This window comes from Flectobacillus sp. BAB-3569, assembly GCF_002270355.1.
GTDB lineage: Bacteria > Bacteroidota > Bacteroidia > Cytophagales > Spirosomataceae > Flectobacillus > Flectobacillus roseus.
The window spans coordinates 133,134-151,471 of the sequence record NZ_NJFZ01000006.1 but is presented as its reverse complement, the minus strand read 5'-3'; the positions used below and the strand labels follow the sequence as shown (position 1 = coordinate 151,471).

At 37.9% G+C, this 18,338-nt stretch carries 12 protein-coding genes; 3 read left to right on the top strand and 9 right to left on the bottom strand.

Annotation, left to right across the window (positions count from 1 at the left end; translation table 11 throughout):
• Positions 1-26: 26 nt before the first annotated feature.
• The 5 genes from BWI92_RS06470 to BWI92_RS28090 form a co-directional block, all read right to left on the bottom strand.
• Positions 27-1,016: a beta-ketoacyl-ACP synthase III gene (locus BWI92_RS06470; RefSeq protein WP_095161301.1), complete on the bottom strand. Its 990-nt coding sequence runs from the start codon at positions 1,014-1,016 to the stop codon at positions 27-29.
• Between the two features lie 84 nt (positions 1,017-1,100).
• Entirely contained in the window at positions 1,101-2,042 is a 942-nt protein-coding gene (plsX, locus tag BWI92_RS06465; protein ID WP_095161300.1) for a phosphate acyltransferase PlsX, read from the bottom strand.
• Positions 2,043-2,206: 164 nt separating this feature from the next.
• On the bottom strand, positions 2,207-2,401 hold the full coding sequence (rpmF, locus tag BWI92_RS06460) for a 50S ribosomal protein L32 (protein WP_095161299.1): 195 nt from the start codon (positions 2,399-2,401) through the stop codon (positions 2,207-2,209).
• A 66-nt stretch (positions 2,402-2,467) separates the two neighbouring features.
• Positions 2,468-2,812 (bottom strand): hypothetical protein, encoded by a 345-nt coding sequence (locus tag BWI92_RS28095; protein ID WP_229362757.1) that lies wholly within the window; start codon positions 2,810-2,812, stop codon positions 2,468-2,470.
• 44 nt (positions 2,813-2,856) lie between these two features.
• Entirely contained in the window at positions 2,857-3,123 is a 267-nt protein-coding gene (locus tag BWI92_RS28090) for a DUF177 domain-containing protein (protein ID WP_141234701.1), read from the bottom strand.
• A gap of 301 nt (positions 3,124-3,424) precedes the next feature.
• Here BWI92_RS28090 and BWI92_RS06450 point away from each other — a divergent pair, with 301 nt between their 5' ends.
• Positions 3,425-4,078, top strand: coding sequence for a phosphatase PAP2 family protein (locus BWI92_RS06450; RefSeq protein ID WP_095161298.1), 654 nt, complete (start codon positions 3,425-3,427; stop codon positions 4,076-4,078).
• Positions 4,079-4,317: 239 nt separating this feature from the next.
• Positions 4,318-6,639, top strand: a complete 2,322-nt coding sequence (locus BWI92_RS06445; RefSeq protein WP_095161297.1) for a penicillin-binding protein 1A — start codon at positions 4,318-4,320, stop codon at positions 6,637-6,639.
• Positions 6,640-6,681: 42 nt separating this feature from the next.
• Here the strand turns inward: BWI92_RS06445 and BWI92_RS06440 are convergent, their stop codons facing one another.
• From BWI92_RS06440 to BWI92_RS06430, 3 genes are all read right to left on the bottom strand, one after another.
• The gene (locus BWI92_RS06440; RefSeq protein ID WP_095161296.1) at positions 6,682-10,230 is read right to left on the bottom strand and encodes an FG-GAP-like repeat-containing protein; all 3,549 of its coding nucleotides are present in this window, start codon (positions 10,228-10,230) and stop codon (positions 6,682-6,684) included.
• Positions 10,231-10,315: 85 nt separating this feature from the next.
• Entirely contained in the window at positions 10,316-12,061 is a 1,746-nt protein-coding gene (locus BWI92_RS06435) for a RagB/SusD family nutrient uptake outer membrane protein (protein ID WP_095161295.1), read from the bottom strand.
• Between the two features lie 53 nt (positions 12,062-12,114).
• Entirely contained in the window at positions 12,115-15,357 is a 3,243-nt protein-coding gene (locus BWI92_RS06430) for a TonB-dependent receptor (RefSeq protein WP_095161294.1), read from the bottom strand.
• A gap of 446 nt (positions 15,358-15,803) precedes the next feature.
• On the opposite strand from BWI92_RS06430, the gene BWI92_RS06425 reads away from it, so the two are divergent.
• Complete coding sequence (locus BWI92_RS06425) at positions 15,804-16,820, top strand: GntR family transcriptional regulator (protein WP_095161293.1); 1,017 nt, start codon at positions 15,804-15,806, stop codon at positions 16,818-16,820.
• A gap of 77 nt (positions 16,821-16,897) precedes the next feature.
• On the opposite strand, the gene xylA is transcribed toward BWI92_RS06425, so the two are convergent.
• Positions 16,898-18,229 carry a xylose isomerase gene (gene xylA / locus BWI92_RS06420; RefSeq protein ID WP_095161292.1) on the bottom strand — a complete coding sequence of 444 codons (1,332 nt, stop codon included), beginning with the start codon at positions 18,227-18,229 and terminating at the stop codon, positions 16,898-16,900.
• Positions 18,230-18,338: the final 109 nt, after the last annotated feature.

Genomic DNA, 18,338 nt, shown 5'->3' with positions numbered 1-18,338 from the left:
GCTAGGAAGTTTACTGTTTTGATACTTTAGTACGCCCATTTGAGGTAAACACTCCCCCAAGTAAAGCCTCCACCAAATGCAGCAAGAATAAGATTATCACCTTTTTTGAGCTGACTTTCATAGTCCCACAAACACAAAGGAATGGTAGCGGCAGTGGTATTTCCGTACTTATGAATATTGAGCATTACTTTTTCAGGACCAACACCCATTCGGTTGGCTGTAGCATCAATAATTCTTTTATTGGCCTGATGTGGTACCAAAAAGGCTACATCATCACCAGAAAGATTATTACGCTCCATAATTTCGGCTGAAACATCTGCCATACGAGTTACGGCAAACTTAAATACAGCTTGACCTTCCTGATGGATATGATGCCATTTATTATCAATGGTTTCGTGCGTTGGAGGATATGCACTACCTCCACCCTTCTGAATCAAGTGGCTAGCACCTGACCCATCAGATTTTAAGATAAAATCTTGAAGACCTAAACCGTCTGAACTAGGCTCAAGCATTACAGCACCTGCACCGTCGCCGAACAATACGCAAGTAGAACGGTCTGTGTAGTCAACAATAGCTGACATTTTATCGGCGCCTACAACAATCACCTTCTTATAACGACCTGATTCAATAAACATTGCACCAGTTACCAAGGCATTCAAAAAGCCTGAGCAAGCAGCTGCGATGTCGTAGGAAGCATTGAATGAAATACCTACTTTATCACAAATCAAGTTGGCTGTTGATGGGAAAAAATGATCAGGAGTTACTGTAGCGCAAATCAACAAATCTACCTCTTCAGGTTTCGTATTGGTTTTTTCCAATAGTTTCCTTACAGCTTCAGCTCCCATGACCGAAGTACCTTGACCTTCTCCGCGCAAGATGCGGCGTTCTTTAATACCTGTACGGGAAATTATCCATTCATCAGTGGTATCAACAATTTTTGCTAAGTCGGCGTTAGTTAAAACTTCCTCTGGCACATACCCCTGAACGCCTGTAATTGCTGCAATGATCTTTGTCATGTTCAATAATATAAATAGTGCCCTGCGAACTAGCGTCATGTGAAGTGCCTTCAAGCACAACACGGTAGTTGGCAGGAACACTCACTATGCACTAAGTGCTTCTTTGATCTTTTCTGTAACTTTAGATTCTACAATTTTAGTAGAAAGATGAATCATATTTTTGATAGCTTTGGCCGATGAAGCTCCATGAGCGATGATAACATTGCCATTTACTCCAACGATTGGACTACCTCCTACTGCTTCATAATTTGTTTTGTCAAGGAAACTTGTTTCAACTCCTTGATCTTTCATTATGCCGTACAATGATTCACCCATTTTCAAAAGAATATTTCCTGTAAAGCCATCTGTAACAATTACATCAGCTTTACCCTTGAAGAAATCTTTTCCTTCGATATTACCAATGAAGTTCATTTTAGCATTTTCCTTCATTAGTTTGTGAGCTTGTTGAGCAATGAGCGAGCCTTTTTCGGCTTCTTCGCCAATGTTCATCAAACCTACTTTAGGGTTTTCTTCTCCTGTAGTAGCTTGGTAATAAATAGAACCTAACAAGCCGAATTGCTCAAGCATTTCAGGTTTTACGTCAGCATTTGCACCAATATCTACCATTACGGCCATTTTGCCGTTGGTTTGAGGCGCAAAGCCAGCGATTGCTGGGCGCTGAACACCTTCAATTGCCTTTATCGAGAAAAGTGACCCAACCATCATCGCACCAGTATTACCTGCTGAGCCAAATGAATCGATTTCACCTGTCTTTAAAAGTTTAAACCCAACTCCGATGCTGGAATTGGGTTTAGCTTGTAAGGCTTTTACAGGATGTTCACCCATTTCAATTGTTTCGTTAGCCTCCACAATTTTAATGTTTGATCCCGTATAATTTTGTTTATCAAGAACTGTTTGAATTGCCTCTGTTTGACCAATCAATACGATTGTCACACCTTCGGGCAACTCATTAGCTGCTAATACTGCTCCTTCAACTATGGCTTGCGGGGCGAAGTCGCCGCCCATTGCATCAACTCCTATATTCATTGGTTATTTTTGTTTACGCAAAATTGGTAACTGCAAAAATAGCATTTTAAGAAGTTGAAAACAGTATTTTTTTGTGTTTTTTATATATCAAAAAACACACTTATTAGCTATACCCCTGATAATCAGAAACTTTAGCCTATTTAATACCTAAAATATTGTGTCAATTACGCTTGTGCAGCATAACCTTCTACTACCATTTTACCTTTGTAGTAAAGGTTACCTTCGAATACGTGTGCACGGTGACGCAAGTGAATTTCGCCAGTAGTTGGGTCTACAGTGATTGCTTTTGGAGTAGCAAAATCATGTGAACGTCTCTTATCTCTGCGAGTTGTCGAATGTCTTCGTTTAGGATGTGCCATTTTCTTATTTCCGTTATTTTGTTACGTTGTTACTTAACTTATGTATGAGAGCTTCTTGCTCTAAAATTAATTTTGATTATTTTTCAAATTCTTCAATATAGCCCAACGTGGGTCTATTGGCGCTTCTGAGTTGTCTTCTGAACTTTCTTCCTCTTCTTCCTCTTCATATTCTTCTTCGTCCTCGTCATCATCGTCCCCGCCTCCTGTGGTATAAACAAACTCTCCTTCTTCATCTTCCCAAAGCAAATCGTCGTCATCCCAATCTTCATCATCTTCATCTTCCTCGTCGAACCCTTCTACTTCTTCTTGAACAAATTTGGGGTGCAATCTCTTTATTGGAATTTCTAAAAAGATGAAGTCGAATATATCTTGCGCAACATTAATCTGTTGTACATGGCGATCAATTAACATCAGTTCATCTGTGACTTCTTCTGTTCTATCTGCAAACTTCAAAATCATTTTTTTGTGATGCTGATAGGATAATCAAACTGTTCTAGGCTTCTATCACAGGTCAATTCTACGACTGCTTCAATTTCGTAAAGTAACTGAATCATCGTTTCTGATTTATCTAAAGTTACTTTTGCTTTGAAGTTTCCTTTACCGATTTCATCTTGCTCAAACTCAGCAAAAAACTGATTGTCGCCCTCAAACTCATGCACATACTGCTTGTTGTCGAGGCGAAAAATATCAATTTTATAATTTGCTAAATAATTCTTTTTCAAGGCTTTCAATCAAATAAAGGTCTGTCCAACAGACGCGGTTTGGATACTCTATGTCACCGTGCACGCAGTATTGTACGCATACTTTTGAGCTAACCTAAAGCTAGGTTATCCCGAAAAGACTGCAAAATTAGAGACTTTTTTTGAAAATGACAACAATTCGAAGCAATACTTTTGAGAAAAAGATTTTTTATTAATTCTCAGGCAATGAACCACTTACTATACTGATAGGTTCAACCATATTTGGTCTACTATCAAAACAGGGGAGTTTGAAGGAGGCTCAATTTTTACGAACTTTGCAGTTATGAAAAATCTTTTGAAAAATAATCTCTCTTTTTTTGTTCCTTTTATACTAATGTGGCTTGTGTGCTTGGGATGGGTTTTACAAACGCCAAAGTTTGAACAAATGGTTTGGATTAACTCTCATCGCACTATTTGGTCGGATACTTTTTTCTGGTGCGCTACTCAGTTGGGGGAAGGATGGTTTTTTGTTACCATGATTTTGGTTTGGTTAGTATTCAAATACGAACAAGCATTTATAGGAGTTATAGCATTTGCAGTCAGTACACTTATTTCACAAGGTTTAAAATTTTCGTTTCAAACCTTACGACCAAGTGAGTTTTTTAAAGATGTATCATACCCATGGAAATACGTGAGTGGCGTTGAGCTTCATGGATTCAATAGTTTTCCATCAGGTCATACGACCAGCGCATTTTGTATTTTTACGCTTTGGGTATTTTTTGCCAAAAAGCCGATGATCAATCCTATATTTCTTACATTGGCAATCACAGCAGCCTATTCTAGACCTTATCTTTTTCAGCACTTTCCTGAGGACTTATTAGGAGGTTCTATCGTCGGCATAATCAGTGCTATTTTAGCTATTAAAATCTATCAAAGGTATTTTGAAACTAAATACCCTCATTTGAGTCAAAAAGGTTTATTGGTAAATAGACATTGATATTTACGAAAGATATCTCTTTAGTAATTATCCATTTACTCAATAATTATGGCAGATTCGCATACTTTTCTGCCAAATCAAGCGTATATGTATTAAATTTTTAAATTTGTAAAAGCGAATTTCCCTAATTGCTGATTTTAGATAGTAGATTTCGGAAGTTAAGAGTCAACTTTCAGAAATACTTCCCTATTTAAACATTTCCAACTCATATAAACGACTCAAGTCATAATTATTAACCCATGATAAAACTCCAACCCGGTAAATACCAACGTACCATTCAAAGCCTCTGGAAATGGTCTATTCGTGGTTTTATTGCACTTGTTTTATACGTTCTAGCTGTTAACTATAACTTCTTCTGGTTGTTTGGAGGAATGCCTAGTCTCCAAGAACTCGAAAACCCTAAAAGCCAATTAGCCTCCGTTTTGATTTCAGAAGATGGCGTTGAGCTTACCAAATATTTCAGGGAAAACCGTAGTCCAGTAGAATTTGAAGAGCTTTCGCCCAATATCATCAATGCTTTGATGGCAACAGAAGATGCTCGTTTTGCTAAGCACTCTGGTATAGATTTGCGTAGTACATTCCGTGTTGTGACCAGTTTTGGTACGGCAGGTGGTGGTAGTACGATTACACAGCAATTAGCCAAAAACCTTTTCAATACACGTAGCGCAGAATCGGCTGAAGAGGGCATGGAATATAAAGGTCTATTGATGCGTATTCCTAAAATAAGTACTGTAATTGCCAAAACGAAAGAATGGATTTTAGCTATCCGTTTGGAAAGTAGATATACCAAACAAGAAATCATGAAAATGTACCTCAACGAGGTGGAGTTTGGTAATAATGCTTATGGAATCAGAGTAGCTTGTAAGACTTATTTCAGTAAAGAAGTAGGCAATGTGAGCGTCAATGAAGCTGCTACATTGATAGGAATGTTACAAAACCCTAATCTTTACGATCCAAGAAGGCGCCCAGAAAAATGTTTGATTCGTAGAAATACTGTTTTGGCACAAATGGTGAAGTATGGGTATCTACCAGAATCTGAAGCTCAAGACCTTCAAAACCAAGCGATATTATTGAAATTCAAAGTTGAGAACCATAATACAGGTTTAGCTCCTTATTTTAGAGAAGCTATTAAAAAGCAGTTGTTAGCCATTATTGAAGATCTCAATCAAAGTCGTGGCGATGACGAGCAGCTAAACCTTTACACTAGTGGTTTAAAAATTCATGCAACGCTTGATTCTCGTATGCAGCAATATGCTGAAGAGTCGATGCGCGAGCACATGATGGCTCAGCAAAAGAAGTTTTATGAACACTGGAAGGGTCGTAATCCTTGGGTTGACGAGCACATGCGTGAAATCAAAGGCTTCTTAAAAGATGCCATGAAACGTACCGATCGTTATCGTCAACTGATGGAGGAAATGGATGGAGACGAAGATAAAGTGTGGGAAGTACTCAAGAAACCTGTCCGTATGACCGTATTTTCGTGGCAAGGAGAAAAAGACACAACACTGTCGCCTTTAGATTCTTTGAATTATTATAAAAGAATTTTGAATGCTGGCTTCATGGCAATGGATCCTAATAATGGTCACGTTAAAGCATGGGTAGGTGGTATTAATTTTAAGTACTTTAAGTATGATCACGTTCGTCAGAGTAAGCGCCAACCAGGCTCTACCTTCAAACCTTTTGTATACGCCTCTGCTATCGAAAGTGACATTGTAACGCCATGTGATTATGTTGTGGACGAACCTGTTACCTTCGGACAGGAAGATGGTATCATGAAATCTTGGACACCACAAAACTCTGATGGTAAATACTCGTACCAAAGTATGTCTTTGCGTAGAGCAATGGCGCGTTCTATCAATACTGTTTCGGCAAAACTAATGAAACAACTAGGGCCTCAAAAAGTAGCAGAGTTTGCTCACCGAGTTGGTATTACAAGTCCTTTGAACGAAACACCAGCCTTATGTTTGGGTGCCAGCGAGGTCTCAATATTTGAGCAAGTAGATGCTTACTGCTCATTTGTGAATGAAGGCTATCGTATTGAGCCTCTTTTGATTCTAAGCATTGAAGATAAAAATGGGAACGAACTTCGCCGTTTTGAAACAACAACGAAGCAAGTTATGAATAAAGAAACTGCCTATAAAATGGTACATATGCTTCAGGGTGCTGTTCAAGAGCCTGGAGGTACTGCTGAAGGGTTACGTCGTTATAGTTGCGCGCAAGGAAATGAGATAGGGGCTAAAACAGGGACTACATCCAACTATTCAGATGGTTGGTTTATGGGCGTAACACAAAGTTTAGTTGGCGGTGTATGGGTAGGTGGAGATGACCGTAGTATTCACTTTCGTAGTATTAGTCTAGGGCAAGGTGCCAAAATGGCTATGCCTGCGTATGCTATGTTTATGGATAAAGTATATGCCGACCCTTCGCTTCGGATTGCAGGATATAAAAAAGGGCCATTTAACAAGCCTGATGGGGTAGATATTAACTGTTATGCTGCGCCAAGTGATTCAACGCAAGTGCAACCACCAACAGTAAAACCTAAAGATGAAGATGGTTTTTGAATTAAAATAGAAAAGGGGCGTAAGCCCCTTTTCTATTTTAATCTAGTTTAACATTCGTTTCTGACCCTTTTCATTCATTGCTTGTGCTTTTATGACATCACTTCCTACCATGAGTTTATGAGCCGATTGTGACAAGAATGATGAGCCATAAGGAATTTCTACCTTCCGAGTTTTACCATTTTTAAGGCTCAACAATGCACTATTTTCATTTGGTGCCAGTTTGAACATCTTGTATGGCTTTGTACTTTCAAAAAACTTCAATTTATCTCTATTTTGAGATGTAACAGTTAACAAACTTCCTTTTGCTGACTGAAGTTCTACTAATGCTTTGGCATCTCCAGTTACACGATAACCGCTTTGATTAATTGGTAGTACTGTAAACCCTCCTTTACCATCGCCTTTTAGGATATTTCCCTGAGAGGCATCCATACGTCCAACCGTTAATTCTGTCGCATAATCATTTCCAGTCATTAATACATCCAGATTACCATCTTGGTCAAAATCTTGTACCACCATCCCAAATACGGGAGCAAATTGTACTTGTATCGGTAACTCTTTTATCTTAAACTTACCATTTCCTTGGTTTTCGAGATAACTAGTTTTCATCCAATTGGCCTTTAGGATAATGGCATCTTTCAACTCTTCAGGTTTTAATACTTCATTGATGGTAGCTTTGGCATATTTCGCATACGAATCAAAACGTTGACGAGTTTGGATAAACTGCTTGGCTAAATCATCACGAGTATTAAATGGAAATTCCTTACGCACGCCATCCAAATCTTTGTAAAATACCGTAGGAATAGCATCATAATGTCCATCGTTATTAAAATCTTTTGCATAAACCGTAATAGGATTGGAATCAGAAGCGCGATTCAAGGAGTTTAATCCTAAGTTACCTGCTATATAATCCATATCACCGTCATTATCAAAGTCACCTCCGCAAAGGCTATTCCACCAGCCTTTATAAGACTCTATTCCAGTTTCTTGTGCCGAAGTGAGCTTACCGTTTTGGTTTTTCAAGAAAGTTACTGGCATAAATTCTCCAGCTAGTGCTAAATCCATCCAACCATCATTGTCATAATCGGTCCATAAAGCGTCACAAATCAGACCTACTTGATTTAGTTGAGGTGCTACTTGCGCCGTAACGTCAGTAAATTTCACCAGAGGTGCTTCATTACGGAGAATATAGCTATTAACGGGCTTTGGATATGCCCCTGGCTCTACCCTACCCCCGATAAACAAATCCAAATCGCCATCTCGGTCATAATCTACAGCTTTGATACAAGAACCACTTTTTAGTAAAGCAGGAATAGCTTGATCGGCAGACTGAAAATGTCCTTTTCCGTCATTGATAAACAAATGGTCTTTATAGTTTTGGTCTCCCGCAGGGAACTCATAACTTCCACTTACTACGTACAAGTCTAAATCTCCATCTTTTTCAGCGTCAAAAAGTAACACTCCCATATCTTCAGAGAGTTTTTCTTTTCCTTCAAGCCCCGGTAAAAAGTCTTTTACTTCAAACTTACCTGTAGTATTTTGCAACAAAAACCGTCCTTTATACTGACTTGCACCACCTACGAAGATATCATCCAACCCATCACCGTTTACATCTCCCACAGCTAGTGCTGGTCCAAATTGCGAAAACTTATGAGGCAATAATTTTTGTACGTTAAAATCAATAATATCCTGCTCTTGATGAATGTATCCAGTATTGATTACATCTGTTATATCTACTAACAATGGATTTACAGCCTTCTCTTTTTCATCGGGTAATACCTGAGCTTGGGCTTCGTCTACATACAAAGTTTTATTAGCTTTGACATTTTTAAAAACTTGCCCTTTACCATTTTGCCATATCACTTTTACCTCTTTTACCGTTTGAGTTTTGCCCAAACCAAAATGTGCTGTAGGGTCTACACTAGACAAATACCCACGATATGGTGTGTATTCGTATACTTGCTTTTGATCATTTGCGTACGAAATTTCGACCCATGCACCGTAGCCTTGAACATTATCCTTACCACCTTTAAGTTGTACTTTTAGGTAGTTGCTTTCATTTGGTTTTTGCTGAACCACGTTATTTCTAAAAACAGATGCCGAATCATTGATATTATTCACGATGTAATCCAAATCACCATCATTATCTAAGTCAGCATAGGCTGCTCCATTTGAGAAACTAGGCTCTGTAATACCCCATGACTCCGTCACCTCTTCAAACTTTAAATTACCTTTATTTTTATAGGCAAAGTTTTTGATTTTAACGGAAGGAATCGAGTCCAACAACATCATTCGTGTCATAATACTCGACATAGACGCACGATAAGCAATGAAGTCTTGGTCAGTAACATCACGGGGATAACCATTGGTGATTATTATATCTCGAAGACCATCATTATCAAAATCTGTAACCATCGGAGTCCAGCTCCAATCTGTTTCAGATACACCTGCCAAAAGACCAACCTCGCTAAATAATGGACGCTGAGAATAAGGATCTTTTCCCAAATTAACCTGAAGCGTATTTCGCGGATACTGATAACCATAACCATATTGCTCATTATTTTGATAAGTCACATAGTTATTGGCAGGCGTCATCATTTTTTTACGATAATTAGACTCTGGCATCATATCCAACGCAATAATGTCAACCAATCCATCATTGTTGATATCGCTCACATCATTTCCCATCGCAGAGTAAGAAGTATGTTTGAAATACAAACTCGCTTGATCGGTGAATGTACCATCATGGTTATTGATATAAAGCAAATCATTGGTCAAATAGTCATTGGTTACATAAATATCCTTCCAGCCATCGCGATTAATGTCAGTGATATTGAGTCCCAAACCGTATCCCTCAATCTGAATTCCAGCCTGTTTTGATACATCGGTATAGACTGGGTGTTTTTTTATAGGATCCCAATCATTTCTATAAAGTCTATCGGTTCTTTTCGAAGAACCATCTACAATTTTTTCGTGATACTTATTCGGGAAACGGGTATCATCCATTTCGTTGACAAGTACATAAAGGTCGAGGTCACCATCATTATCATAATCAAAGAAAGCAGCATTGGTAGTATGAGTTGTATCAGCAATACCATATTCCTGTGCCATCTCTTTAAAAATAGGTACATTATTTTTATCTACACCTTGGTTTACATAGAGTAAATTTGCTCGTTCTGAAGCTACTTTTTTAGCTGTAGCACATACATATATATCTAATTTGTTATCATTATTAATATCTACAATAGCTACCCCCGAACACCATTTTTTTGCGCCATCTACACCTGCTTTTGCAGTAACATCGTCAAACTTAAAATCACCTTTATTCAAGTATAATTTATTGCTTACCATATTTCCAGTAAAATAGACATCAGGCAAACTATCGTTATTAAAATCACCCACAGCGACGCCTCCACCGTTGTTGATATATTCAAAAGTAAGAACATTCATTGTATCACTCTCTGTAATTCTATTTGAGAAGGTAATACCTGTGTCTTCTGCATTGAGTTGAGTAAACAATGTGCCATCATTAGTACACGAAACTTGCCAAACAACAGGGAGTAAACAGATACAAAGTCGTAATAGTTTTTTCATGATATTGAGAGTTAAATCTTATAAAAAAAGAGATGGCAATATATACCATCTCTTTTGTATTAAAGCAATTTATAATTGGTTAAAATTAATAACCAGGGTTTTGCTTCAAGATATCTTTACCTTGGATATCGATTTGAGTTTGAGGGATTGGAAGATACTCGTTTTTGTTAGCTGTAAATTTAGCTCCACCAAACATAGTAACTAAGAATTTAGATTCATACGCTAGGTATGCATTCAATTCTGTAGCAGCTTCACCCCAACGAACTAAGTCAAAGAATCTGTGACCTTCACCTGACAATTCAAGTTTACGTTCGAAACGAACAGCTTTACGAGCTACAGCTTTGTCAGTCCATGCTGTGTTATACAAACTGATTACATAGTTAGCAGCAGGCTTACCAGCTTTTGTTACAAAACCAGAAGGATTTGCGGCACGAGCTCTTACTCTGTTAACATACTCACGTGCTTTTTCTAAACTACCTACTTCAACTTCTGCTTCAGCGGCCATTAATAATACGTCAGCGAAACGGATAATTGTGTAGTTCATTGTAGCATAACCACGAGTCCATGAGCTACCATCTGTCAATGTGTTCTCTTGAGTTTTGTAGTACACATATTTTTTAGGAGAGTATGGACCAGCATATGGTTGAGAACGAATCCAATCTTTTCCTGGGTGATCGATCCAGTCTAAGTAAGGAATACCACGACGACCGATAGAGTGGTCAATACGTGGATCAAGATTGCCTTTATCTGGAGTAAATGCTGCATTTGATTCAACACCATAGTCATTTACTAATTGATTACTTCCAGTATTGTAAGAACCATCTAATAAAGGTAAACCATTAGCATCTGTACGGAAAGAGTTCGCCAAAGAGAAACTTGGTTGGAAGAATCCGCAACAGTTACCAGGGCCATTAGCACCTGTGTTGTATGGATAGTTCAAATCATCCCATGCGTTAGAGTTGTTCGTACTACCTGTATTCATTGATGTTTGAACAGCAAATATCGATTCTTCGTGGTTGTCATTTTCAGCATTGAAGATCTCTGCATATTTAGCTACTAAGCCATATTTCTTACCATTCGTTGTTTTTCCATTAGCAATTACTTGGTCGAAGATAGCTTTTGCTTCAGTATATTTCTTCTCAAACAAATATGTTTTACCTAAATATGAAGCTGCAGCCCACTTATTCACACGACCAGCTTGATCCAATGTTTCTGGTAAGTTATCCATACCTGCCTTGAAATCAGCTTCTATTTTATCCCAGAAATCAGGAGTATTTGCTACTTTCTCAATACCAGTTCCATAATCTTTTGTTTCGTCAACATATGGAACGCTATTGAAGATTTTTTTCAACTCAAAATAGAAGTGACCTCTCAAAACGCGAGCTTCAGCAATAATACGTTTTTTATCAGCATCTGATAACTCAGTCGAAGCTGTAGCCAAACGAATCGTTGTGTTTGCACGGCTAATACCCTCATACTTTGCATTCCAGCTACCATTGATATCTCCGTCCGTCGCTGGAGCCTCATATCGTTGGATTGGGTTGATAGCTGTGTAATCACCAGGGTCAGTACCTTTATTAGCGTCACCACCTAAAATTGAACCATACACCCAGTTATTAGGTCCCGCAAAACGGGTATAACCTTTACCTGCAAGCATAGAGTAAGCACCTAATAATGCACCTTCAACCCCTGCTTTGGTACTTAATTGCGCCTGAGCCAATGAACCAGTTGGTAATACTGTCAAGAAAGTATCTTCCTTGCATGAGAACACCAAAGTAGTCAATGTCAAAGTAGCAACAATTGCTTTTTTTGCACTTGAATATCTTTTCATAAATGGATTTCGATTTTAAAATTAGAATTACTGTTGCTTGTACTTAAGAACGATTAAAAGCCTAAGTTCAAGCCAACGTTAAAGCTACGAGTTACAGGATAGTTACCAACATCGATACCAAAGTTTGTATCTACAGCACCACCAACACCAGGGTCTAGACCTTTGTATTTAGTGACTGTAAAGATGTTGTTAGCTGATACACTGATACGAGCTCTAGAAAGACCTAATTTTGCAAGAGCTGATTTTGGTACAGTATAACCTATAGAAAGGTTCTGCATTCTTAAATAAGAACCGTCTTCTACGTACCATGAGTTAGAAGCGCCACTTGTTGACAAGTTTGAAGCACTTTCCCAAATTGGTCCTTGAGCACTATTACCTAATGCAGGAGTCCAAGAATCTTTCGCTCTTACACCTTTACCAGAACCTTCGAAAGTTCCGAAGAAGTCAGTAAACCACTTCGACATGTTGAAGATTTTGTTTCCAAGAGATGTATAGATATAAGTAGAGAAATCAAAGTTTTTATATTGAAGGCCGATATTTACACCACCAGTATATGTAGGCACTGGACTACCGATGAATGTTCTATCATCTGGCGTAATTTTACCATCACCATTGAGATCTTTATACTTAAAACGACCCACACCAGCACCATCTTGAGCAGGAGAGCTTTTCACTTCGTCAGCACTAGCAAAGTAGCCAATTACTTCATATCCAAAGAATGATGAAATACTTTGACCTACAGCGTTACGAATTGGAGAAATACCACGGTATGTTGTTCCTTCAAAGTATGTTACATTTGGTGCTAATGAAGAAATTTCGTTCTTCAAGAATGAACTGTTCCAAGTTAAATCATATTTCAAATCCTTAGTCAATTTACCTTTATTGATGATTTGGAAATCGATACCTGAGTTCATCATACTAGCAATATTTACAGAAGGAGCAGACGCAGATGAACCAACTACCCCAGCAAGAGGCACTTGAAACAACAAATCTTTTGTATCTTTTCTCCACCAGTCTAATACTACCTCAAATCTACCATTCAATAATGTTGCATCGATACCTATGTTAGTTGTAACTGCTGTTTCCCATTTTGCATCAGCATTACCAATACGAGAACGAAAGAAACCAGCATCAGCACCATTGTTAGTACCTGAGATTGGATAGAACGAAGTACCACGATCAGAAGCATACAATGAGTATTGGTTATTAGGGTTCACGTTATTTGAGTTACCCATTTGTCCCCAACCACCACGAATCTTCAAGTCTGAGATAAATGGAATCTCTTTCATGAATTCTTCGCTAGTTACACGCCATGCTGCTGAAAATGCAGGGAATACACCAATACGGCTATTAGCACCAAATCTTGATGAACCATCACGACGAACCAATGCAGTTAAATAATATTTGTCGTTGAAGCTATAGTCAACTTTACCAAATAGAGAGTAGAAGTTTACTCCACTAAATAAAGATGAGTTTACTACAGGGTTTTGTACTACTGATAAGTTAACGTAATCTAAATCCATTGAGAATGGATTAATACCTGAACCTGCAATGTTTCTTCCAACACCTGTATTTAATGCCTCAATACCTCCAAAAATTGTAGCAGCATGCTTGTTAAGTTTCAACTTATAGCTTGCTGTATTTGAAAATACCCAAGAGAAAGAGTAGCCTGTACCTTCGCTAAAGCTATTGGATGCTTCAGGTTCTGAATCACCCAAATATCTATAATTATAATCTTTGTAGTAATAATTATTATACTGTCCACCAATACTTGAGCGTAATGTCAAGTTTTCGATTGGGTCTACTTCTAAATAGATATTTCCAAAACCATTAACATTAAAATTACCATCGTTACTGTTGTTTAACATCAAACGTCTAACTGGGTTACGAGGGTTGTTAAAACCTTGAGCGATTGTAGAAGCATAGCTTCCAAACTCGTCAAACACAGGAATGATAGTTGGCATACGATAAGCTGCCAAAACTTCTGATTCTGAATCAGCAATACCCAAACCATTGTTTCCACCCGCTTGACCTACTACTGAGCGATAAGTAAATTGTAAGTTTTCACCAATTCTTACTTTTTTCGACAAATCAAATTCTGTGTTCGCACGGAATGAATAACGTTTGAAGCTATTAGCTAATAAGATACCAGATTGATCCTGAACACCTAGTCCAATGTAATAGCGAGAACTTTCGGTGCCACCACTAAATCCTAGACTATGTCTTTGAATTGGTGCTACACGAGTAATTTCGTCGTACCAGTTTGTTCCTGCCTTATTTGGCTTAATCAAAAATGTGTTACCAGGATTGGCCGCATACGCAGCTCTAAGAGCATTAATATCTACAGTACCTCTAATACCACTACCTACACCAGTTGCATACAAATAGTCTGGTAATGTCGCAGTTGCAGAAGAACCATATTGAGGGTGTGTATATTGTACCGCTGTACCGTTAGCAGTAGCGTTATTTCTATATGCCTGTTGAGTCCAATCTGCTTGTTCTTGTGGAGACAACATTTTTGGAGCTCCAGCTACGTTGGGGTCTGTAAAACCAATCAAACCATCATAGCTAACTTCCAATTTTCTTGCTTTCTTTGTTCCTTTCTTTGTTGTATATACGATTACACCGTTTGCTGCACGAGCACCATAAATTGAAGCTGCAGCAGCATCCTTCAATACAGTTGTCGACTCAATGTCATCTGGAGATAAGAAGTCCGTTGAACCAACAGGAACACCATCAACAACATATAAAGGTTCGTTACCTCCTAGTGCACCAAAACCACGTACACGGATAATCGAACTTGTACCAGGTTGACCGTTAGTAATAACAGTTACCCCGGTTACACGACCTTGTAATTGTTGCTCTACGTTACCTGAAGGAACAGCCGTTAAATCTTTTGCTTTTACAGTTGAAATCGCAGCGGTAGATTCCTTTTTATTAGTCGTAGCATAACCCGTTACGATTACTTCTTCTAAAGCAGATACATCTTCACTCAATACTACATTGAGTGATGTTTGACCGCCTACACTAACTTCTTTTGCTTTGAAACCAATACCCGAGAACACGAGTACATCACTTGAAGATTTTGAATTGATAGAAAAACTACCACTAGCATCTGATGTGGTACCAGTACGTGTGCCTTTAATCATAATACTCACACCTGGAATACCTTGGTTGTCTGCACCAACAACCTTACCTGTTACTTTTCTATCTTGAGCTACTGTTGAAACAGCATACAATAGCATTAAACTCAAGACACAAACATGCTTGAAATAATTTAGTAATTTGTTTTTCATATAATTGGTTTTTTGGATAATAATGAACTGAAAACGATTAGTTACGATGTGCCTTTACTGTCTGGTGGTGACCTCCTTTCTTTAGTTTGAAACTGTGGATTTTTTTAGTTTTTTTGAATTACTCCAAAAATTAGAAAAATACAATAACAGAATAGTGAAAATGCAGTGTCTTCATATAATAGTGTTAGAAAAATACAAGTTCTACCGTGTTCTGTACTGTTCTATAAAGTAAAATTCTATATAATATTTTTTTCATGCAAATATTTCTTCATTTTTTTATAAAAAACTTATTAGTTTTACCACACATAATTGCTTTATCGATTGTCACACTTATTCTACTTAAGTTAATCGCACCACCAAGCAAAATTTTCATATCAGCAATTTCCTGACTAACTTGGTCTATTATCCATTTTAGGCACTAGGACTGGAATCATTTATTATTAAAGATGGGCAAATATTTACAAATAGAGCCAAACGCTCAAAAACCCAAATACCAACAACTCATTGATGATATCATTGAAAAAATTCAGAATGGCACCCTACAACGTGGTGACCAACTGCCAACAATCAATGAAATCACTCAGTCACTGGGTGTTGCACGTATGACTATTATTAGAGCTTATGAAGAATTGAGAGAACGTGGTATTGTGGCGGCTCAACATGGAAAGGGATATTTTGTAGCGTCAACTGACGTGCAAACGACTATGCACGTGTTTGTGCTATTTGATGCGATGAATGCCTACAAAGAAACCTTGTTTCACTCGCTCAAAGAAGCACTAGGCGATCATGTGTCTATTAATTTATTTTTCCACTATCATGATATAAAAGTATTTGAGAATGTACTTGTTAACAATATAGGCAACTACAATTTTTATATCGTCATGCCGCACTTCAATGAGGATGTATCGCATATTGTAGGACAAATACCAAAGGATAAACTATTGGTTTTAGATATTGACATAGACGAATTTGACAATGACTACGCGGTATTGTATCAAAATTTTGAAGAAAATATCTACTCTGGTTTACAGGAAGCGCTACCACTTCTTAAGAAATACAAAGCAATTACACTCTTTCTCAGTAAAAACCAATTTCAATATACTCCTAACGGTATTACCAAAGGATTTAAAAGATTTACCAACGATTTTGGCATCGACTCCCGCATTATAGATAACCTCGAAGTCGATTGTATTGAGGCAGGACAGGCTTATATTCTTTTTCTCGAAAGTGATATCATACGCTTTATGAATCATGTTAACAAAAAAGGATTAAAGCTTGGTGAAGATGTTGGTTTGCTCACATATGATGATACACCCATCAAACAAATTTTGGGAGAAGATGGTATAACAACTATCTCAAATGACTTCCAAAAAATGGGAAAACTTGCAGGAAGAATGGTTCGGAATAGACAAAAAGGAAAAGTCGCAAGCCCATGTTCACTTATTGTTCGTGGTAGTTTATAGATATCACAAAAAATCCCTCTCACAAGTGTAAGAGGGATTTTTTATATCCATTATTCTGTTAATACGAACTTTTACTTTTAGATATATTGGTTAATGATATTTTCCAAAAGCTCTTGTTTGCCACTTGTACGAGCTGGCTCACCATGTGCTAATGCAATATCACGCAAATCTTCTAATGATAATTTACCTGCTTCGTATTCTGCTCCTTTACCCGAATCAAAAGAAGCATATCTGTCAGCACGAATTTTCTTATATGGTGATTTTGTCAAGATGTTATCGGCGATTACCAAAGCTCTTGCAAATGAATCCATACCACCAATGTGTGCATAGAAAATATCATTCAAATCAGTAGAGTTACGACGAATTTTAGCATCGAAGTTGATACCACCCTGTGTGATACCTTTTCCTTCTAAGATGATTAACATAGATTCTGTTAATTCATTCAAGTTATTAGGGAATTGGTCAGTATCCCATCCGTTTTGGTAATCACCACGGTTAGCATCCATACTTCCTAACATATTGTTATCCACAGCCACCTGTAATTCGTGTTGGAACGTGTGTCCAGCCAAAGTAGCATGGTTTACTTCAAGGTTCAACATGAAATCGTTTTCTAAACCATATTCTTTCAAGAATCCGATTACAGTTGCTGAGTCAAAGTCATATTGGTGTTTCGTTGGCTCACAAGGCTTAGGCTCAATGAAGAATTTACCTGTAAATCCATTTTTACGAGCATAGTCACGAGCAATCGTTAAGAATTGTCCCATGTGAGCTAATTCACGTTTCATGTCTGTGTTCAATAAGGTCATATAACCTTCACGACCACCCCAGAATACGTAGTTTTCACCATTCAAGGCAATTGTAGCATCAATCGCATTTTTTACCTGTGTACCAGCATGTGCAACCACCGAGAAGTCCGGGTTTGTAGATGCGCCGTTCATGTAACGAGGGTTAGAGAATACGTTTGCAGTACCCCACAATAACTTCACGCCAGAAGCTGCTTGTTTTTGCTTTGCATAGTCAACGATTGACTGTAGGTTTGATTCGTACTCGCTCATTGAGTTACCTTCATCAACTAAGTCAATATCGTGAAAACAGTAATATGGAGCACCAATTTTAGTGAAAAATTCAAAAGCCGCATCCATTTTATCTTTTGCTCTGTCAACAGCCCCCGCCTTTACATCCCAAGGGAATTGCTGTGTTCCTGGACCAAATGGATCTGCACCTTGTCCACAGAATGTATGCCAATAAGCAACCGCAAAACGCAAATGCTCTTTCATTGTTTTACCAGCAATCACACGATTTTCATCGTACCATTTGAATGCAAGTGGGTTGTCTGATTCACGACCTTCAAATTGAATTTTACCAATACCAGCGAAATATTCTTTATCGCCCAATGTAATGTTTGCCATCTTATAGGGATTGTTTTTTAGTTAGCTTTTTGCAAAACAGACAACAACTGTTCTGTACTGTTCTGTTATTTTATTTTACCACGAAAATACAATTATATCTTTGAATCAA